Origin of the sequence: Streptomyces mobaraensis (genome assembly GCF_020099395.1) — a bacterium.
Classification (GTDB): Bacteria; Actinomycetota; Actinomycetes; order Streptomycetales; family Streptomycetaceae; genus Streptomyces.
This window is the reverse complement of sequence record NZ_CP083590.1, coordinates 5770555-5788218: the sequence shown is the minus strand read 5'-3', so window position 1 is coordinate 5788218 and position 17664 is coordinate 5770555. Positions and strand designations below refer to the sequence as shown.

19 protein-coding genes are annotated in these 17664 nt (G+C 73.2%); 10 read left to right on the top strand and 9 right to left on the bottom strand.

What is annotated here, in order from left to right:
- The first annotated feature begins 135 nt into the window (after window positions 1-135).
- Window positions 136-987, top strand: a complete 852-nt coding sequence (locus K7I03_RS25515) for an NAD(P)H-binding protein (RefSeq protein WP_185943755.1) — start codon at window positions 136-138, stop codon at window positions 985-987.
- Window positions 988-1023: 36 nt separating this feature from the next.
- Here the strand turns inward: K7I03_RS25515 and K7I03_RS25510 are convergent, their stop codons facing one another.
- The gene (locus K7I03_RS25510) at window positions 1024-1728 is read right to left on the bottom strand and encodes a DUF4097 family beta strand repeat-containing protein (RefSeq protein WP_185943754.1); all 705 of its coding nucleotides are present in this window, start codon (window positions 1726-1728) and stop codon (window positions 1024-1026) included.
- Between the two features lie 318 nt (window positions 1729-2046).
- Here K7I03_RS25510 and K7I03_RS25505 point away from each other — a divergent pair, with 318 nt between their 5' ends.
- Both K7I03_RS25505 and K7I03_RS25500 read left to right on the top strand, forming a co-directional pair.
- Window positions 2047-2430: a VOC family protein gene (locus K7I03_RS25505; RefSeq protein WP_185943753.1), complete on the top strand. Its 384-nt coding sequence runs from the start codon at window positions 2047-2049 to the stop codon at window positions 2428-2430.
- A 47-nt stretch (window positions 2431-2477) separates the two neighbouring features.
- A complete protein-coding gene (locus K7I03_RS25500; RefSeq protein WP_224347209.1) occupies window positions 2478-2996 on the top strand; it encodes a GNAT family N-acetyltransferase in 519 nt (172 codons plus the stop codon).
- 225 nt (window positions 2997-3221) lie between these two features.
- On the opposite strand, the gene K7I03_RS25495 is transcribed toward K7I03_RS25500, so the two are convergent.
- The gene (locus K7I03_RS25495) at window positions 3222-3626 is read right to left on the bottom strand and encodes a winged helix-turn-helix transcriptional regulator (RefSeq protein WP_185943752.1); all 405 of its coding nucleotides are present in this window, start codon (window positions 3624-3626) and stop codon (window positions 3222-3224) included.
- A gap of 108 nt (window positions 3627-3734) precedes the next feature.
- On the opposite strand from K7I03_RS25495, the gene K7I03_RS25490 reads away from it, so the two are divergent.
- Window positions 3735-4595 (top strand): NAD(P)H-binding protein, encoded by an 861-nt coding sequence (locus tag K7I03_RS25490; RefSeq protein WP_185943751.1) that lies wholly within the window; start codon window positions 3735-3737, stop codon window positions 4593-4595.
- A gap of 282 nt (window positions 4596-4877) precedes the next feature.
- Here the strand turns inward: K7I03_RS25490 and K7I03_RS25485 are convergent, their stop codons facing one another.
- A complete protein-coding gene (locus tag K7I03_RS25485) occupies window positions 4878-6392 on the bottom strand; it encodes a hypothetical protein (RefSeq protein ID WP_185943750.1) in 1515 nt (504 codons plus the stop codon).
- Window positions 6393-6759: 367 nt separating this feature from the next.
- Here K7I03_RS25485 and K7I03_RS25480 point away from each other — a divergent pair, with 367 nt between their 5' ends.
- Window positions 6760-8688, top strand: coding sequence for an endonuclease/exonuclease/phosphatase family protein (locus tag K7I03_RS25480; protein WP_185943749.1), 1929 nt, complete (start codon window positions 6760-6762; stop codon window positions 8686-8688).
- A 107-nt stretch (window positions 8689-8795) separates the two neighbouring features.
- Entirely contained in the window at window positions 8796-9683 is an 888-nt protein-coding gene (gene dapA / locus K7I03_RS25475; RefSeq protein ID WP_185943748.1) for a 4-hydroxy-tetrahydrodipicolinate synthase, read from the top strand.
- A gap of 199 nt (window positions 9684-9882) precedes the next feature.
- Here dapA and dapD read toward each other — a convergent pair whose 3' ends face one another.
- Genes dapD through K7I03_RS25460 form a run of 3 tightly spaced genes read right to left on the bottom strand, consistent with a single transcriptional unit; the run spans window position 9883 to window position 11805 of the window.
- Window positions 9883-10872: a 2,3,4,5-tetrahydropyridine-2,6-dicarboxylate N-succinyltransferase gene (gene dapD / locus K7I03_RS25470; RefSeq protein WP_185943747.1), complete on the bottom strand. Its 990-nt coding sequence runs from the start codon at window positions 10870-10872 to the stop codon at window positions 9883-9885.
- A 28-nt stretch (window positions 10873-10900) separates the two neighbouring features.
- Window positions 10901-11482 carry a TetR/AcrR family transcriptional regulator gene (locus K7I03_RS25465; protein ID WP_185943746.1) on the bottom strand — a complete coding sequence of 194 codons (582 nt, stop codon included), beginning with the start codon at window positions 11480-11482 and terminating at the stop codon, window positions 10901-10903.
- Window positions 11482-11805: a DMT family transporter gene (locus tag K7I03_RS25460; RefSeq protein WP_185943745.1), complete on the bottom strand. Its 324-nt coding sequence runs from the start codon at window positions 11803-11805 to the stop codon at window positions 11482-11484. The genes K7I03_RS25465 and K7I03_RS25460 overlap by 1 nt, the downstream gene beginning before the upstream one ends.
- Window positions 11806-12142: 337 nt before the next feature.
- Here K7I03_RS25460 and K7I03_RS25455 point away from each other — a divergent pair, with 337 nt between their 5' ends.
- From K7I03_RS25455 to K7I03_RS25440, 4 genes are all read left to right on the top strand, one after another.
- Window positions 12143-13339 (top strand): S8 family peptidase, encoded by a 1197-nt coding sequence (locus K7I03_RS25455; RefSeq protein WP_185943744.1) that lies wholly within the window; start codon window positions 12143-12145, stop codon window positions 13337-13339.
- A gap of 79 nt (window positions 13340-13418) precedes the next feature.
- Window positions 13419-14063, top strand: a complete 645-nt coding sequence (locus K7I03_RS25450; RefSeq protein WP_185943743.1) for a TetR/AcrR family transcriptional regulator — start codon at window positions 13419-13421, stop codon at window positions 14061-14063.
- Complete coding sequence (locus K7I03_RS25445) at window positions 14060-14749, top strand: VC0807 family protein (RefSeq protein ID WP_185943742.1); 690 nt, start codon at window positions 14060-14062, stop codon at window positions 14747-14749. The genes K7I03_RS25450 and K7I03_RS25445 overlap by 4 nt, the downstream gene beginning before the upstream one ends.
- 16 nt (window positions 14750-14765) lie before the next feature.
- Window positions 14766-16178 (top strand): FAD-dependent monooxygenase, encoded by a 1413-nt coding sequence (locus K7I03_RS25440; protein WP_185943741.1) that lies wholly within the window; start codon window positions 14766-14768, stop codon window positions 16176-16178.
- A gap of 19 nt (window positions 16179-16197) precedes the next feature.
- Here the strand turns inward: K7I03_RS25440 and K7I03_RS25435 are convergent, their stop codons facing one another.
- The 3 genes from K7I03_RS25435 to sufU form a co-directional block, all read right to left on the bottom strand.
- Window positions 16198-16716 carry a hypothetical protein gene (locus tag K7I03_RS25435; protein ID WP_185943740.1) on the bottom strand — a complete coding sequence of 173 codons (519 nt, stop codon included), beginning with the start codon at window positions 16714-16716 and terminating at the stop codon, window positions 16198-16200.
- A gap of 125 nt (window positions 16717-16841) precedes the next feature.
- Window positions 16842-17174, bottom strand: a complete 333-nt coding sequence (locus tag K7I03_RS25430) for a metal-sulfur cluster assembly factor (protein WP_004951661.1) — start codon at window positions 17172-17174, stop codon at window positions 16842-16844.
- On the bottom strand, window positions 17171-17662 hold the full coding sequence (gene sufU, locus K7I03_RS25425) for a Fe-S cluster assembly sulfur transfer protein SufU (protein ID WP_185943739.1): 492 nt from the start codon (window positions 17660-17662) through the stop codon (window positions 17171-17173). Before sufU ends, K7I03_RS25430 begins: the two co-directional genes overlap by 4 nt.
- Between the last annotated feature and the right edge of the window lie 2 nt (window positions 17663-17664).

The window sequence follows — 17664 nt, the reverse complement described above, 5'->3', positions numbered from 1 at the left end:
CGGACCGGCGGACCAGCGGGAGCGACCGGCGCCTTCGGCGACCGCGCCAGCGGCCTCCCCTGACAGCAGGGCTCTCCCCTCATCAATCGCTCCTCCACCCATCGATTTCACCCATCGATCCCGAAAGGATCCGTCATGCCTTCCTTCCTCGTCATCGGAGCCACCGGAAACGTCGGTGGCGCCCTGGCCGAGCAGCTCCACGAGCAGGGCCACCACGTGCGAGCCCTGGTCCGCAGCGCCTCGCGCGCCGAACTGATCCCGGCGGGCATCGACATCGCCGTCGGCGACCTGGACGACGCCGAGAGCCTGACCGAGGCCGCCCGCGGTGTCGACGGCGTCTTCTTCATGCAGCTCGCCCCGCTGCCCGCACAGGCCGAGAACATGATCAAGGCCGCCCGCACCGCCGGAGTGCGCAAGATCGTGGTGCTGTCCTCCATCGGTACCGTCCTGGAACCGCTGCCGGTGATCGGAGCCAGGATCGCCGCCCGCGACCAGGTCTTCCGCGACTCCGGGCTCGACGTCACCTACCTGCGCGCCAACACCCTGATGTCGAACGCGACGTGGTGGCTGCCCACGATCCGCGGCGAAGGCCGCGTCCACGACCCGAGCGGCCCCGGCAGGACCGTGCCCGTCGACCCCTTCGACATCGCCCGCGTCGCCGCCCTCGCCCTCACCCAGGACGGCCACGCCGGCCGCGCCTACATCCTCAACGGCCCGCAGGCGCTCACCGTCCGCGCGCAGGTGGAGATCCTCGCCGACGTCCTGGGACGGCCGATCGAGTGCGTGCCGGTCACCCCCGAGCAGTTCGCGCAGCGGAGCATCGAGCAGGGCACCCCGCCCGAGGCGGCCGCCGCCGTGCGGAACCTCCACGAGCTGTTCCGCGCCGGCCGCGCCGGAGTCATCAGCGACGACATCGCCAACCTCACCGGCATCGCCCCGCGGACCTTCCGTCAGTGGTGCGAGGAACACGCGGGAGAATTCCACTGAGACGCCACGGACGGCTCACGCCGACGTCGCCGCTCGTCAGGACGAGAGGACGGACACGTCCCCGCCGTGCGAGAGCACCTTGATCCGGTGCGGGGCGCCGGCGGTCGAGGGAACGGTGACCTTCCGGTCACCGCCCGACGTCGTCGCGTCCACCGCGTAACTCCCCTTCGGCACCCGCACGGTGATGTCGCCGCCCTGCGTCCGGCCGTCGACCGCGTCGGGCGCGGCCGTGAAGGCGGCCGTCACGTTCCCGCCCCGGGTGACCGCGCGGACCGAACGGGACGCGGAGTCCTCGACGCGGATGTCCCCGCCGCTGGTGTCGGCGTCGACGCCGCCGGACGTCCCGGCGACGGTGATGTCACCGCCGGCCGTCTTGAGCTCGACGGCGACGGCGGGCGGGGCGAGCACGGTGAGGTGGACCGTGCACCGGTGGGAATCGCCGCAGTGCGCCTTCTTCACCACGAACCGCCCGTTGGCCAGCCGGTGTTCGGGGTTGGGCTTCGGCCCGCTGTACTCGTACCGCTCGGTCACCTGCACCTTGTCCGCCCCCTCGGCGAGCGGACGCACACTGATGTCCCCGCCGAGCGTCTGGGCGTCGATCACCGTGACCTTCCCCTGCACGGTGTACGTACGCTCCGCCTTCTTCGTCGGACCATCGGTCATCGAACACCCCGTCACCAGCAGAGCGGCACTCAGGGCGGCCCCGGAAAGGGCGAGGAGGGACGTGCGGTCGCGGGACATGGGGTACGGACTCCAGGTACGGGCGGACGAGGCCGCGGAAGACGGCGCCGGACAGCGCACCCGGCGTGAAAGGCCCCCCTTCCACCACCCGGCGCGTCCCCACCACTCTCCCCCGCCACAGACGACGAGTCGTCGGCACGAGGGATGATTCCCCACCACCCGATTCCCTAGGGGACGCCCCCGGGGGCGGTTTCCCAGAGGGCGCACCCGGCGGCACACCCCGCAAAAGCACCGCCCGCAGGGAAGTCCGGCCGGCGCCGGCACCGCCCACCCTCCGGTACCAGGGCCCCCGTCGGGGGACTCCGTACACTGGCGGGCATGGCATCCCGCATCAGTGAGCTGGTCATCGACGCCGTTGACGCCGAGCGGCTCGCCGGGTTCTGGCGTGAGGTCCTCGGCTATGCCGAGATCGAGCGGGAGGACGACGGGAGCATCGCGATCGGGCCGGACGGTGTCGGGTTCGGGGGGCCGCAGCCGATTCTGGTGATCAGTCCCAGTGCGGATCCGCGGCCCGCGAAGCTCAGGCTGCACATCGACGTCAGTCCCACCGACCGCGACCAGGACGCCGAGTTGGAGCGGCTGCTCGCTCTCGGGGCCAGGCCCGCCGACGTCGGACAGACGGGCCGTGAGAGCTGGCACGTTCTGGCCGACCCGGAAGGGAACGAGTTCTGCCTGCTGCGCCGCCGGATCCAGCCCCTCTGACCTCCTCCGCCCCCACTTCCGCATCCACAGAGAAGACCGATAGCGCCGTGAACCCGCCCGCCGCTCCCTGGACCACCCGCCCCGAGACCGCCGCCGACATCGCCGCGGTCCACGCCGTCGAAGCCGCCGCGTTCCCCACCCCGGCGGAGGCGGACCTGGTCGACGCGCTGCGCGCCGATCCGGCCTGGATTCCCGGGCTGTCGCTGGTGGCCGAGGCGCCGGGTGGCGAGCTCGTCGCACACGCGCTGCTGACGCGGTGTCACATCGGGGAGGAGCCGGCACTCTGCCTCGCCCCCGTCGCCGTGCTGCCCGCCCACCAGCGGACGGGCGCCGGTTCGGCGGTCGTCCGGGCGGCCCTCGACGCGGCGCGGGCGCGCGGGGAGCATGCCGTCACGGTGCTCGGACACCCGGAGTACTACTCGCGCTTCGGATTCGAACGGGCCTCCGCGCACGGCATCCTGCCCGCCTTCGAAGTGCCGGACGAGGCGATGATGGTGCTGGCCCTCGACGCGGACCGGCCGCTGCCGGCGGGCAGGATCCGGTACGCGGCCCCGTTCGGCGCCTGACCGGGGCGGCGTTCGGAACGCGCGCCATCCGCGGTCACCGGTACGGGCCGGCGGAGAGGTCGTAGTCCGGACACTTCCCGACCCTCCTCAGGATCCCGTCGGCGGCCAAGTATTGACCGGGATCGCGCGGGAACATGGGGACCTTCTCGTTCCCGAACGGCCACCCGCCCGCGACGTGGCGCGGCGGATGGCGCACGGTGACGGCCGCACCCGCGCTCGCCCGGCTCACGCCCGGCGCGCGTCGTACCGTTCCTGCGCGGCCGCGACCTCCCCGACGTGCCCCTCGACCCAGCGGGCCAGCGACCACACCTGCCGGGCCGCCCGCTCCCCGAGCGGGGTCAGGGTGTAGTCGACCCGCGGCGGGATGACGGGGTGCGCGTGCCGGTGGACAAAGCCGTCGCGTTCCAGGGTCTGGAGGGTCTGGGCGAGCATCTTCTCACTGACGCCGCCGATGCGGCGGCGCAGTTCGCCGAAGCGGTGGCTGCCGTCCAGGAGGGCGGCGAGCGCCAGGATGCCCCAGCGGCTGGTGATGTGTTCGAGGAGCTGCCTCGACGGGCAGTTCGCCGCGTTGACGTCGGGGGCCGCGGGCCCCGGGTGCCGGTCCCGGCACCCCTCTTCCCTTACGTCCATGCCAGCAGCTTACTTTAAAGTGGGTACTCACCCAAAGTAAGTACAGCTCCTAGGGTGAGTGTCAGGCCGCGCCTCACCGCGCCGGAACCCACCACCTCAGGAGCACGCATGAGCATCGTCATCACCGCTGCCACCGGCCGCCTCGGCCGGCTCGTCATCGACGAACTGCTGGGCCGGGTCCCGGCCGACCAGGTCGTCGCCGCCGTCCGGGACCCGGCCAAGGCCGCGGACCTCGCGGAGCGCGGCGTCACGGTCCGCGCCGCCGACTACGACGCCCCCGGGGACCTCAAGGAGGCGTTCCGGGCCGGCGACCGCGTCCTGCTGATCTCCGGCAACGAGATGGGGAAGCGGGTCGCCCAGCACACGGCCGTCGTCCGGGCCGCCGCGGCGGCCGGCGTCGCCCAGCTCGCCTACACCGGCATACTCGGCGGCCCGGACGCCGGCTTCGCCCTCGCCGACGAGCACACGGCCACCGAACAGGTCATCCAGGACGCCGGCGTCCCCTACACCTTTCTGCGCAACGGCTGGTACTCCGAGAACTACACGGAGGCCCTGGCGCCCGTCCTGGAGCACGGCGTGGTCCTCTCGAACACGGGCGACGGCCGGATCGCGTCGGCCGCCCGCGCGGACTTCGCGGCGGCGGCCGCGGTCGCGCTGACCGAAGAAGGACATGTGGGGCGGGCCTACGAGCTGAGCGGCGACGTGGCCTGGAACCTCGACGAGTACGCGGCGGAGGTGAGCCGGCAGGTCGGACGGCCGGTGATGCACCGGAACCTTCCGCCCGCGGAGCACCGGGCCGTGCTGCTGGGGGCGGGCGTGCCCGGGGCGGTTGTCACCGCCATCGTCGGCGGGGAGGAGGCGGCGAGCCGTGGGGCCCTGGCCGCGGTCTCCGGCGACCTTCGCCGTCTCATCGGCCGTCCGACGACGCCCGTCGGAGACTCGATCGCGGAGGCGCTGCGGGGACTTTGAGGGGGGGGTGCCCCGGTCCCGCCCTTTCACCGTTTCTTGCGGGGGCTGCGCCCCCGCACCCCCGAAACCGCGCTCCGCGCGGTTGTCCTCAAACGCCGGACGGGCTGAAGTGCGCGCCCAGGGCCGCACTATCCAGCCCGTCCGGCGTTTGAGGACGATCGGCGAAGCCGCGACAAAGGGGGTCTGGGGCGCAGCCCCAGGAAACGGCGAAGTGGGGGTGCCCCCTCTGGGGGAGGGACCGGGGCACAGCCCGCCGCAGGCGCCCCGCCGGACAGGCGCCCGCTAGCCCCGCGACCGCGCCTTGAACGCCGCCTTCCGCGCCGCCTTGGCCACCCGCTTCTCCGGATGCAGCCGCCCCATCGCCTCCAGCACATCCGCCGTCGCGGGGTGCTCGACCCGCCAGGCCGAGTCGAAGAACCCACCGTGCTGCCCCACCAGCCCGATCACCAGTTCCCGCAGCTCCTCGGAGTCGCCCTCCGAGGCGAGCTGCGCGGCGATCGTGTCGATGGTGAGCCAGAAGACCATGGTCTCGCCGGGCTCGGGAATGTCCGTCGCGCCGCGTTCGGCGAGCCAGACGCGGGCGAGGCCGCCGAGCTCGGGGTCATCGAGGACCTCGCGGAACGCGGGCTCGGCGTCGAGGGGCACCAGGGTCAGGGCCTGCTGGCAGGCGAGCCGGCGCAGCGGGGCGTCCTCGTCGTCGCCGCGGGCGGCGGCGAGGAGTTCGCGGGCGGCGGTCAGCGGGTCGCGGCGGGCGAGCCAGAGTTCGGTCTCGGCGCGTGCGGCGGGCCGGGGGTGGTGCGGGAGGGCGGCGAGGAGCGCGGCGGCGTCCTTCTCGGCCAGGTCGCCGACGACGGGGGCGTCGACGCCCGCCTCCAGCATCCGGGTGCGGACGGCGAAGACGCCGAGCGGGGTGAGGGAGACCATGCCGTACCGGGTGACGTCCTCCTCCTCGGGCGCGTCGGAGGTGACGCCGTCGACGGACTCGCGGATGTGGCCCTCGCCGTCGACCTCCTCGATCAGCGCCTCGTCGACGGGCTGGTACGCGATGAGGCCGGTCGGGGCGAGCAGCCGGAACTGGTCGTCCAGGCGCATCATCGCGTCGGAGACCTCTTCGAGGACGGCGTCGGTGGGCTCGTCCATGTCGTCCGGGACGATCAGGGAGGCGGCGAGCGCGGGGAGCGGGACGGGCCGCCGGACGGCGTCGTCGGCCGCGTCGTTGGGGTCCAGCGCGGTCAGCAGGTAGAGGTTGCCGAGGACGCCGTCGAGGAAGTCGGCCTCCTCCTCGGGGTTCCAGTCGATGGCGTCGAGGTCGAGGTCGCCGCCGTCGGCGAGCTGGTCGACGATGTCGCCGAGGTCCGGGGCCGCCGCGTCGGCCAGGACGGTCTCCAGGCCGCCGAGCCACAGGTCGAGGATGTCCTGCGGGCTGCCGGAGGTGAGCGTGGCCAGTTCCTCGCCGGCGACGGCGGTGCCGCTGGGCTCGTCGGACGACGGCTCGGCCGCCGTCCCGTCCGCCTCCGTGTGCTCGGTGAACTCGACCAGCCCCGTGTCCAGCGCGAGCTGCCACGCCTCGGCCGTGTACGCCGGGCCGTCCTCGTCGCCGTCGAGCCCCAGCAGCCCGGTGGCGGTGCGCAGCTGGTCCGCGAGCAGCTCGCCGCCCGCGCCGACCGGGGTGCCCTCGCCGGCCCAGCGGGCCAGTCGGGCGGCGCGGGCGAACAGCGGCGCGGAGAGCGCGTCGCGCGCGAGCTCCGCGTCGGGGAGGAGCCGCACCGGCGGCATGGTCGGGCGGTCTGCGGGCATCAGGGGGGTCATCTCCTCGGGGTGACGGCACGGGCGTGCCGAGTGCGGTACGGGCGTGACGGAGGTCATGGCCGGAGACCACGACCGGGAACAGCGTGGCCTCGGCCACCCGCCCGCGGCGGCGAGCGCGCGGGGATCACCGGCGGCGCACGTACCGCCCCAGCGTAGACGGCTTTGCGGGCCCGCCGCCCGGTTCACCTGCCCGCCGGTGTGCGTACACCCACATGACCTTGACAACTGACGTGCTCACGCCCGAAATTGACGCGCGTAGAAGTCGGTGCGGCGGGGGGGACGAGCGGAACATCCGCTTCCGTCCGCGGCCGCCGGCTCCTCTCCCACCCCTCACACAAGCCTCCGGAGGCTTCTCGTGCCCAGCAGTCGGCACCGCAGCACCAGCCACACCCGGCGTTCCGGCCGTACCGGCCGCGTCAGCCGCGCGTACGTCACCACCGGCACCCTCGTCACCGCCGCCCTCGCGGCCGGCCTCCTCACCGCGCCCACGGCGGGCGCGGCAGGCGCCACCGGCGGGTCCGGCGGGACCCGGATCCACGACATCCAGGGCACCACGCGCGTCTCCCCGCTGGCCGGGAAGCAGGTGACGGAGGTGCCGGGCGTGGTCACGGCGGTCCGTGCCTTCGGGTCCGCGCGCGGCTTCTGGTTCCAGGACCCGCACCCGGACCGGGACGCGGCCACCAGCGAGGCCGTTTTCGTCTTCACGGGTGCGACGACCCCGTCCGTCGCGGTCGGGGACGCGGTGCTGGTCTCGGCCACGGTCGGCGAGTACTACCCGGGCGGCGAGGCCGCCGGACTCCAGTCGGTCACCCAGCTCACCAAGGCGACCTGGACCGTCACCTCCTCGGGCAACGCCCTGCCCGCCGCCGTCGAGCTCAACGCCCGTACGCTGCCCGCCCGTTACGCGCCGGCACTGCGCGACGGCGGCGACGGCTCGATCGAGAAGCTGCGGCTGGAGCCGGGCCGCTACGCACTCGACCGCTTCGAGTCGCTGGAGGGCATGCGGGTCGCCGTCAAGGACGCGCCGGTCACCGGCGCCACCAGCAGCCACAAGGACCTCTGGGTCACCGCCGACCCCCGCCACCACCGCACTGCGCGCGGCGGCGTCCTCTACAGCTCGTACGCCGACCCCAACGCGGCCCGGGTGAAGGTCTCCTCGCTGATCCCGTTCGCGCAGCGCCCGTTCCCGGTCGCGAACGTGGGCGACGAGCTGACCGGCACCACCGCCGGTCCGCTGGACTACGACAACTACGGCGGCTACACCCTCCAGGCCACCGAGCTGGGCACGCTCGCCGACCACGGCCTGAAGCGCGAGACCACCCGCCGGCAGCGGGACGGCGAGCTGGCCGTCGCCACGTACAACGTCGAGAACCTCGCGCCGCAGAACCCGCAGGAGAAGTTCGACCGGCTGGCCTCCGCCCTGGTGACCAACCTGGCCTCGCCCGACATCGTCGCCCTGGAGGAGGTCCAGGACGACAGCGGCGTCAAGAACGACGGGACCGTCGACGCGAGTGTGACGCTGAGGAAGCTCACCGACGCCGTCGCGAAGGCGGGCGGGCCGCGGTACGAGTGGCGGCAGATCGACCCCGTGGACGGCAAGGACGGCGGCCAGCCCGGCGGCAACATACGCACCGCCTTCCTCTTCAACCCCGCCCGGGTGAGCTTCACGGACATCGCGGGCGGCGGCTCCACCAACCCGGTGGACGTCGTCCGGGACCACGGCCGGGCCGCCCTGACCGCCTCCCCCGGCCGCGTCGACCCGGCGAACGCCGCGTGGGAGAACAGCCGCAAGCCGCTGGCCGGCCAGTTCACCTTCCGCGGTGAGCGGGTCTTGGTGATCGCCAACCACTTCAACTCCAAGGGCGGCGACCAGGGCGTCGACAGCCGCTTCCAGCCGCCCGCCCGCACCTCCGAGGTGCAGCGCGGCAAGCAGGCCGCGGTCGTCAACGCCTTCGTCAAGCGGATCCTCGCCGCGGACCGCAAGGCCAACGTGATCGTCGCGGGCGACCTCAACGACTACCAGTTCTCCCCCGCGCTCCGCACGCTCACCTCCGGCAAGGTGCTGACCGACCAGGTCGGCCTGCTGCCCGCGAAGGAACGGTACGGCTACGTCTACCAGGGCAACTCCCAGGTGCTGGACCACATCCTCACCAGCCCGGCCATGAGCGGGAAGGGCTCGCGGTCCGGCCGGACGGACTACGACATCGTCCACATCAACGCCGAGTTCGCCGACCAGGCGAGCGACCACGACCCGCAGGTGCTGCGCTGGAAGCCGCGCGGCTGACCGTTCCTTAAGCGCCGCTGAAAGGTCGCGGTAGCAACTGTCCATGGACCGTACGGTCGAAGAGGCCCAGAATCGGGACGAGTTCCCCGATTCCGGAGTGTGACGCGATGCCGCCCACCAGCCCCTTCGGCCGTACGGTCTGTGCGATGGTGACCCCCTTCACCCCCGACGGCCGGCTCGACCTCGACGGCGCCCAGCGCCTGGCCGACCACCTCGTCGGCGCGGGCCGCTGCGACGGGCTGGTCCTCAGCGGCACCACCGGCGAAGCGCCGACCACCACCGACGAGGAGAAGTCCGCCCTCGTCCGGGCCGTCACCGAGGCGGTCGCCGGCCGCGCCCGGATCACGGCGGGCGTCGGCACCAACGACACCCGCCACACCGTCACCCTCGCCCGCGCGGCCGAGGCGGCCGGGGCCGACGGGATCCTCGTCGTCACCCCGTACTACAGCCGGCCCCCGCAGGACGCCGTCGAGGAACACTTCCGGACGGTGGCCGACGCGGTCGGCATCCCCGTCATGCTCTACGACATCCCCAGCCGCACCGGCACCCGCATCGAGGTGGACACCATGCTGCGACTGGCCGAACACCCGCGCGTCGAGGGCGTCAAGGACTGCGCCTACGACCTCCTCGGCAGCGCCAAGGTCATCGCCGCCACCGGGCTCGCGTACTACTCGGGCAGCGAGGAACTCAACCTGCCGCTGCGGTCGGTGGGGGCGGTCGGATACGTCAGCACGGTGGCGAATGTGGCCGGGCCGCTGGTGGCGGCGGCGCTGGACGCGTTCGATTCGGGCTCCGTGGAGGAAGCGACACGGCTGCACGCCCGTGCCCTGCCGCTCATCGAGGCGATGATGGCCGACGGCCCGCCGGGGACGGTGACGGCGAAGGGGTTGCTGGGAGCGCTGGGGTTGCCGGGCGGGCCGGTGCGGGCGCCCTTGCGGGCGGCTTCGGAGGAGACGGTGGAGCGGTTGCTGAAGGTGTACCGGGCGGTGGTGTGAGGGGTGTGCCCCGGTCCCTCCCCCAGAGGGGGTACCCCCAGTCCTCAAGCGCCGGACGGGCTGATTCAGCCCGTCCGGCGTTTGAGGACAACCGCGCGGAGCGCGGTTTCAGGGGTTCCGGGGGCTTGCCCCCGGGAATCGGCGAAGTGGGGGTGCCCCCTCTGGGGGAGGGACCGGGGCACCAGCCCGCCGCAGGCGCCTAGTTGTGGCTGTGCAGCGCCTCGTTCAGCCCGCCCCACGTGCTCTTGTACGGACGAGCCTCCACGGCCCCAGTGGTCGAGTTCCGCCGGAACAGGATGTTGCTGGCACCGGAGAGCTCCAGCGCCTTGACGATCTCACCGTCCGGCAGGGTGACCCGAGTACCGGCGGTCACGTAAAGCCCCGCCTCGACCACACACTCGTCACCGAGCGCGATCCCGATACCCGACTCCGCGCCAAGCAGGCAGTTGGCCCCCACGGAAATGATCTGCTTGCCGCCACCGGACAGCGTCCCCATCGTGGACGCGCCGCCTCCGATGTCACTGCCGTCACCGACCACGACACCCGCGCTGATGCGCCCCTCCACCATGGAGGTACCCAGCGTCCCGGCGTTGAAGTTGACGAAGCCCTCGTGCATGACGGTCGTGCCCTTGCCCAGGTGGGCGCCGAGGCGGACGCGGTCGGCGTCGCCGATGCGGACGCCGGACGGGACGACGTAGTCGGTCATGCGCGGGAACTTGTCGATGCTGGTGACCTGGAGGTGCAGGCCCTCGGCGCGGGCGTTCAGGCGCACGGTCTCGATCTGGTCGACGGCGACCGGGCCGAGCGAGGTCCAGGCGACGTTGGCCAGCAGGCCGAACATGCCGTCCAGGTTCGCGCCGTGCGGCCGGATCAGCCGGGACGACAGCAGGTGCAGCCGCAGGTAGACGTCGTGCGCGTCGACCGGCTTCTCGTCGAGCGAGGCGATGACCGTGCGGACCGCGACGACCGTGACGCCACGGCGGGCGTCCGGGCCGACGGCCTTCAGGGCGGCCTCGCCCAGCAGCTCGGCGGCGCGCTCGGCGGTCAGCTCCTCGGTGCCGGCCGGGCCGGGCTCGTCGGCCAGCGCGGGGGCGGGGAACCAGGTGTCGAGGACGGTGCCGTCGGCGGCGATCGTGGCGAGGCCGGCGGCGGCGGCACCGGTGGTGAGGGGGACAGCAGCATCGGTCATGTCCGAAAACCTAACCGGAGGGGACCGCTCAAGGCGAACCGGACTCCCGCGCCCCGGTGGCTGCGGCAGGCTCACCCACCAGCCGCGCCACCGCGTCCCGTACCTCCGCCCGCGCGAAGGGCCGCCCGCTCACCAGGCACTGGAGCAGCACCCCGTCGAGCAGCGCGGCCAGCGCCCGGGCCGCGGCGGCGTCGGGCGTACGGCGGCCGAGGACGGCGGCCATCTCCGCGACGCACGCGGCGGCGACCGGGCGGACGGCCGGGCGGCGCAGGGCGGCGGCGTAGAGCTCGTACTCCAGCTCCAGGCGCGCCCGGTCCCCAGTCAGCGCCTCCGCGACGAGGTCGGCGACGGCGTCCGCGAGGGGCGCGCCGGCGGGCAGGCCGCGTTCCCAGGCGGCGAGCCCGTCCAGCCACTCCCTGGCGGTCCGGCGCACCGCCTCGACGAGCAGGTCGTCGAGGGTGGCGAAGTGGTACGTCGTCGAGCCCAGCGGGACGTCCGCCTCGGCGGCGACCGCCCGGTGGCTGAGCGCGCCGAGACCGCGGGCGGCGACGACGCGGACGGCGGCCTCGACGATGCGGTCGCGCCGGTCGGGGTCGTAGCGGCGGGGCATCAGTGGGAGGCCCCGCCGAGATTGAGGACCACGACGCCCGCGATCACCAGCAGGATCCCGCCGATCCGCGCGGCGTTGGCCGCCTCGCCCAGGAAGAGCATGCCGATCGCGGCGACGACCGCCGTGCCCGCCCCGGACCAGATGGCGTAGGCCGTGCCGACGTCCATGGTCTTGAGGGTCCGCGCGAGGAGGACGAAGGCGAGGAGGTAGCCGACCGCCGTCCCGAGCGAGGGCCAGAGCTTGCTGAAGCCGTCGCTGAACTTCATGGAGGTGGTGGCGGCGATCTCGGACGCGATCGCGCCCGCGAGGGTCAGGTACACCATGTGTACGAGGGTACACAGCGGTGTGTACGGGTGTACGCAACGCCCTGCGGGGTGCTGGGGTGGGGGTGCCCCTGTCCCGCCCCTTCCCGTTTCTCGCAGGGGCTGCGCCCCCGCACCCCCGAAACCGCGCTCCGCGCGGTTGTCCTCAAACTCCCCCAGAGGGGGGACCCCCAACGGGCTGACTATTCAGCCCGTCCGGCGTTTGAGGACGAGCGGCGAAGCCGCGACAAGGGGGTCCGGGGCACAGCCCCGGAAGAAACGGGAAGGGGCGGGACAGGGGCAGGCCAAACGGCCCACCCCGATCGCCCCGCACCACCCCTCCCCCTATCCAGGGGACATGAGACCCCCACACCACCTCCACCTCCTCACCCTCCTCCTGCCCCTCACCCTGGCCCTAGCCCCAGCTGACCCCCACCCCCACCCCCACACCAACTCCCCACCCGACGGCCGCGCCGTCCCCGCCCACTACATCGTCACCCTCCGCCAGGGCGCCAGCCCCCGCGCGCTGACCGCCCGGCTGGGCGTCAGGCCGGACACCGTCTACCAGCACGCCCTGCTCGGCTTCGCCGCCCCGCTCACCCCCGCGCAGCTGGACGCCGTCCGCCGCTCCCCGGACGTGCGGTCCGTCGAGGAGGACGCGGTGCTCCGCCAGTCCTCGGTCCGCCTGCACGACCCCACCGTCCCGGCCGCCGCCTCCTGGGGCCTGGACCGGGTGGACCAGCGGCGGCTCCCCCTGGACGGCCGGTTCACGGTCGCCGGCACGGGCGCGGGCGTGACCGCGTACGTCGTCGACACGGGCATCGACTACACGCACCCCGAGTTCGGCGGGCGCGCCCGCAAGGGTGTCGACCTGGTCGATCCGGACGGCGACGGCTCCGACTGCCCGACCGGCTCCGGGCACGGCACGCACGTGGCCGGGATCATCGGCGGCGCTGAGCACGGCATCGCCCGGAAGGTGACGCTGGTCAGCGTGCGGGTGCTGGACTGCGAGGGGACGACGTCGGCCTCCCGTTTCGTGGCGGGCCTGGACTGGGTCGCCCGGCACGCCGGGCCGGCCTCCGTGCTGAACGCCTCGCTCAACGGCCCGTATTCGGCGGCGACGAACGCCTCGGTGGCCGCGGTCGCCGAGCGCGGGGTGCCGCCCGTCGTCTCGGCGGGCAACGCGCAGGCCGGGGCCGCGGCCGGCGACGCCTGCGGCAACTCGCCGGGCAGCGCGCCGGGGGCGGTGGTCGTCGGGGCGACGGACCGGGACGACCGGATGACGTCGTTCAGCAACTGGGGCTCCTGCCTGCGGCTCCTCGCCCCGGGCCTGGACATCGTCTCGGCCCGCGCCGGTGGCGGCGCCGCGACGAAGAGCGGCACCTCGCAGGCGGCCCCGCACGTCACCGGGGTGGCGGCGCTCTACAAGGCGGCGCGCCCGGACGCGTCGGTGCAGGCGGTGACGGAGTGGCTGGAGCAACAGGCCACGCCAGGGGTGCTGAGCGGACTCCACGACCGGACCCCGGACCGGCTGCTGAACACGGGCGGCCTCTGACCCCGGCCGGTGGAGGCCATCGACTGCTTGACCAAACCAATACTTGCTCACCCAAGCAAACCCTGGCTACCTTTTGCTCATGCGAGCAAAGAGCAGCGAACCCAAGCAAGGAGCCGCCCCGACCGCCGACCGGACGTTCACGGAGGCCGCCCGGCGGGCACAGATCGTCGACGCCGCCATCGAGGTCATCGCCGAAGTCGGCTACGCCAAGGCGTCGTTCTCCCGGATCGCCCGGCAGGCAGGGCTCAGCAGCACCGGGATGATCTCGTACCACTTCGCCGGCAAGGACGACCTGATGCGCGAGGTCGTGGCGGAGGTGATACGGGTCGCGGACGCGTACATGCGGCCCAGGATCGAGGCGCACCGGACCGCCCCCGAGCGGCTCCGCGCGCACATCGAGTCCAACCTCGCGCTGCTGGACGTCTACCCGAAGCACCTGCACGCCATGGTGGAGGTGCTCACCGGCGTCCGGGGCGAGAGCCCGTCGGCGCGGGAGTTCACCGCCGTCACGGACGCGATGCTGGACACCCTGATCGCCGCCGCACGCAGGGGCCAAGAGGCCGGGGAGTTCGGCGAGTTCGACCCGGCGACCATGGTGTACGCGCTCCGCGGCGCCATCGACGCGCTCGTGATGCGCGCCGCCCACGACCCGGACTTCGACGCCGCCGCCCACGGCCGCCGGCTCGCCGACCTCTTCGACCGCGCGACCAGGAGCACCCCGTGACCACAGAGCCCGCGACCACAGAGCCCGCGACCGTCCCCGTCCCGCCGCAGCCGACCGAGCGGCAGAAGACCGCCGCCCTGCGCCGGCTCGTCGTCCTCCAGCTCCTCTTCGAACTCGCCCTCCCCCTCGGCGCGTTCTACGGACTCCAGGCGGCGGGCACGAGCCAGTGGGTCGCGCTGGCGGCGGGCAGTCTGCTCGCCGTGCCCTGGATCGTCCACGGGATGGTCCGGCGCCGACGAGTGGACGCCATGGGGCTGTTCACGCTCTGCCTGATGCTGCTGGGCGCCCTGATGTCCCTGGTGACCGGCGACCCGCGCGTCCTGCTGGTGCGCGACAGCTGGATCTTCGGCCTCATCGGCCTCTGGATCCTGGGCACTCTGCCGACCCGCCGCCCGTTCATGATGTACCTGGGCCAGACGGTCGTCACCGCCAAGCTGGGCGAGGCGGGGTGGCGCGCCTGGGCCTCCCGGTGGGACACCGAGCCGGCCTTCCGCCGGAGCGTCCGGGTGCTCACCGCCGTCTGGGGCGCGGTCTTCACGCTGGACGCCGTGGTCCGGGTGGTCCTGGCCCTGACGGTGCCGGTGGGTTCCGTACCCCTGGTGAGCACGGTGCAGTGGCTGGCCGTCCTCGCCGGCCTGCTCCTCTTCCACAACGTCTACGTCACCCGGCGCGGACTGAAGGCATAAGACCGGAGGTACCGGCGTGAACCCTGATGTGATCGTGGTCGGAGCCGGCCCCACCGGTCTGACACTCGCCAACGAGCTCGGCCTGGCGGGCGTCCGGACCGTCGTTTTGGAACGGACCCTCGAACGCAGCGGCCAGTCCCGCGCGCTCAACCTCCAGCCCCGCACCGCCGAAGTCCTGGACCTGCGCGGCTGGTTGGAGCCCATCGCCGAACAGGCCCTCACCACCCTGCCGCGCGGCCACTTCGCGGGCATCCCCCTGGACTACTCGGTCTTCGACACCCGCTTCCCCTATCAGGTGGGCATCCCCCAGGCCCGCGTCGAACGGTTCCTGGAGGACCACCTCGCCACGTACGGCATCCCCGTCCAGCGCGGCCGCGAACTCACCGGCCTCGCCCAGGACGCGGACGGCGTGACCGCCACCGTCACCGGCCCGGAGGGCACCACCGCCCTGCACGCCGCCTACCTGGTGGGGGCGGACGGCGGACGCAGCCGGGTGCGCGGCGAACTCGGCGTCGGCTTCCCCGGGCGCGACGGGCGGATCTCCCTGGTCGTCGCGGACATCGTGCCGGAGCCCCACGAGGCCCTGCCGACCGAGTGGCGCCTGCCGGTGTTCGACGTACGGGAAGGCCCCTCCCTGATGCCGCTCGGCGACGGCGTCCACCGCTTCCTCTTCGCCGCCCCGGACCAGACCGTGGCCCGCGACGCCCCGGTCACCGCCGACGAGATCCGTACCGCCCTCGCCACCGGCCCCGCACCGCACTTCACCCTCCGCGAGGTCCGCTGGGCCTCCCGCTTCACCGACGCCACCCGGCAGGCGGAACGGTACGTCACCGGCCGGGTGCTGCTGGCCGGCGACGCGGCCCACATCCACTTCCCGGCGGGCGGCCAGGGCCTCAACCTCGGCGTGCAGGACGCCTTCAACCTCGGCTGGAAGCTCGCCGCCACCGTCCACGGCCACGCGCCGTCCGGCCTGCTGGAGACGTACCACACCGAACGCCACCCGGTCGGGGCGGCGGTCCTGGAGAACACCCGCGCCCAGGTCGCCCTCCTCCACCCCGACGACGACGTACGCGCCCTGCGCTCCCTCGTCACCGGCCTCCTCGCGGAACCGGCCGCCAACCGCCGCGTCGCCGGCCTGATCTCCGGCCTCGACATCCGCTACCCCATGCCCCCCGACACCCCCACCCACCCCCTCCTGGGCACCCGCTTCCCCGTCCCCCGCCTCCAGGACGGCCGCGGCCTCCTCCTGACCCCCTCCCCAGACCTGGCGACCTCCCTCACCCCTTGGTCCGACCGCGTCACCCACACCCCCCTCCCGGGCACCGACGCCTTCCTCCTCCGCCCGGACGGCCACGTGTGCTGGGCGGGCACGACGGCCGGCGACGGCCTCCAACGGGCCCTCCACCACTGGTTCGGCGCCCCCTCCTGACCCCGGACCACCCCCGGCCTCAGCTCCCGGCGCGCCGCAGAACCGTGGACGGGCAGTTGTCCGGGTCCGTCTCCTTGAACAGCACCCGCTCGTCCCCCTCCCGGCCGACGACGAGCGTCTCCAACGGCCGGCGATGCGCCGGCCGGTCGTCGAAGGACAGCCGCACCCGCGTTTCCGCGACGCCGGAGGCTTGGGACAGGCTCCACGTCCCCGCCGCGCCGAACGTCTTCTCCTTCCGGTACGCCGGGGACCCCTCGTACGGCCAGTGCGCCACGGAGAACGTCCCCCGCCCTGCCCCCGGGTCGTACCGAAGACGCACGCGCATCCCGTCCAACCCCTCGTACTCCCCCGCCACTTCCCCCTCGGAAGCCCGGGCGACCGCTTCCGGACAGCCCCGCCCGTCCGAGCTCAGCCACGCGCCCCCGACGAGACCGCCGACCACCAGGACACCCGCCACCACCCCGGTGACCAGGAACCGCGGCACGGAACCGAACAGGAAGCGGACCAGACGCCGTCCGTCATCGCCCCAGCCCGTCATCGCTCCCCCTCTTACAGCAACCCCGTTGGCCGCCCCGCGTCAGCGGAGCAGGCACCCGCGGAAACGGCGAACGGCCCGCCCCGGACCTACCGGGGGCGGGCCGCTCGCGTCGGCGGAGGCCGTACTCAGACGTTGAAGCCGAGGGCGCGGAGCTGTTCGCGGCCCTCGTCGGTAATCTTGTCCGGGCCCCACGGCGGCATCCAGACCCAGTTGATCCGGAGCTCGTTGACGATGCCCTCGGTCGCGGACTTCGCCTGGTCCTCGATAACGTCGGTCAGCGGGCAGGCCGCGGACGTCAGCGTCATGTCGAGGGTGGCGATGTTGGCGTCGTCGATGTGGATGCCGTAGATCAGGCCGAGGTTGACGACGTCGATGCCCAGCTCGGGGTCGACCACGTCGTACAGGGCCTCGCGGACCTCTTCCTCGGTGGCCGGCTTGGTGGTCACTTCGTCGCTCATGCGGTCTTCCTCGCAGTGCTCTCGGTGCTCTCAGTGCTTGCGGCGGTCTCGCCCAGCGCCTGGGCGGTCGCGTCCTTCCACGCCATCCAGCTCAGGAGAGCGCATTTCACCCGCGCGGGGTACTTGGAGACGCCGGCGAACGCCACCGCGTCCTCCAGCACCTCCTCCATCGCGTCGTCCGGCTCGATCCGGCCCTTGGACTGCATCAGCTCCAGGAAGGTCTCCTGGATCCGCCGGGCGTCGCCGAGCTCCTTGCCGACCAGCAGCTCGTTGAGGACCGAGGCGCTGGCCTGGCTGATCGAGCAGCCCTGGCCCTCGTACGAGACGTCTTCGATCGTCTCACCGGAGAGCCGGACGCGCAGGGTGATCTCGTCGCCGCACGTCGGGTTGACGTGGTGCACCTCGGCGTCGCCGTCCCGCAAGCCCCTGCCGTGCGGGTGCTTGTAGTGGTCCAGGATGACGTCCTGGTACATCGAATCAAGCTTCACAG

Bases quoted from the DNA above. Each gene is read 5' to 3' on its own strand.
- K7I03_RS25515 (WP_185943755.1), top strand. From the start codon at position 136: ATGCCTTCCTTCCTCGTCATCGGAGCCACCGGAAACGTCGGTGGCGCC.
- K7I03_RS25510 (WP_185943754.1), bottom strand. From the start codon at position 1,728: ATGTCCCGCGACCGCACGTCCCTCCTCGCCCTTTCCGGGGCCGCCCTG.
- K7I03_RS25505 (WP_185943753.1), top strand. From the start codon at position 2,047: ATGGCATCCCGCATCAGTGAGCTGGTCATCGACGCCGTTGACGCCGAG.
- K7I03_RS25495 (WP_185943752.1), bottom strand. From the start codon at position 3,626: ATGGACGTAAGGGAAGAGGGGTGCCGGGACCGGCACCCGGGGCCCGCG.
- K7I03_RS25490 (WP_185943751.1), top strand. From the start codon at position 3,735: ATGAGCATCGTCATCACCGCTGCCACCGGCCGCCTCGGCCGGCTCGTC.
- K7I03_RS25485 (WP_185943750.1), bottom strand. From the start codon at position 6,392: ATGCCCGCAGACCGCCCGACCATGCCGCCGGTGCGGCTCCTCCCCGAC.
- dapA (WP_185943748.1), top strand. From the start codon at position 8,796: ATGCCGCCCACCAGCCCCTTCGGCCGTACGGTCTGTGCGATGGTGACC.
- dapD (WP_185943747.1), bottom strand. From the start codon at position 10,872: ATGACCGATGCTGCTGTCCCCCTCACCACCGGTGCCGCCGCCGCCGGC.
- K7I03_RS25465 (WP_185943746.1), bottom strand. From the start codon at position 11,482: ATGCCCCGCCGCTACGACCCCGACCGGCGCGACCGCATCGTCGAGGCC.
- K7I03_RS25460 (WP_185943745.1), bottom strand. From the start codon at position 11,805: ATGGTGTACCTGACCCTCGCGGGCGCGATCGCGTCCGAGATCGCCGCC.
- K7I03_RS25455 (WP_185943744.1), top strand. From the start codon at position 12,143: ATGAGACCCCCACACCACCTCCACCTCCTCACCCTCCTCCTGCCCCTC.
- K7I03_RS25450 (WP_185943743.1), top strand. From the start codon at position 13,419: ATGCGAGCAAAGAGCAGCGAACCCAAGCAAGGAGCCGCCCCGACCGCC.
- K7I03_RS25435 (WP_185943740.1), bottom strand. From the start codon at position 16,716: ATGACGGGCTGGGGCGATGACGGACGGCGTCTGGTCCGCTTCCTGTTC.
- K7I03_RS25430 (WP_004951661.1), bottom strand. From the start codon at position 17,174: ATGAGCGACGAAGTGACCACCAAGCCGGCCACCGAGGAAGAGGTCCGC.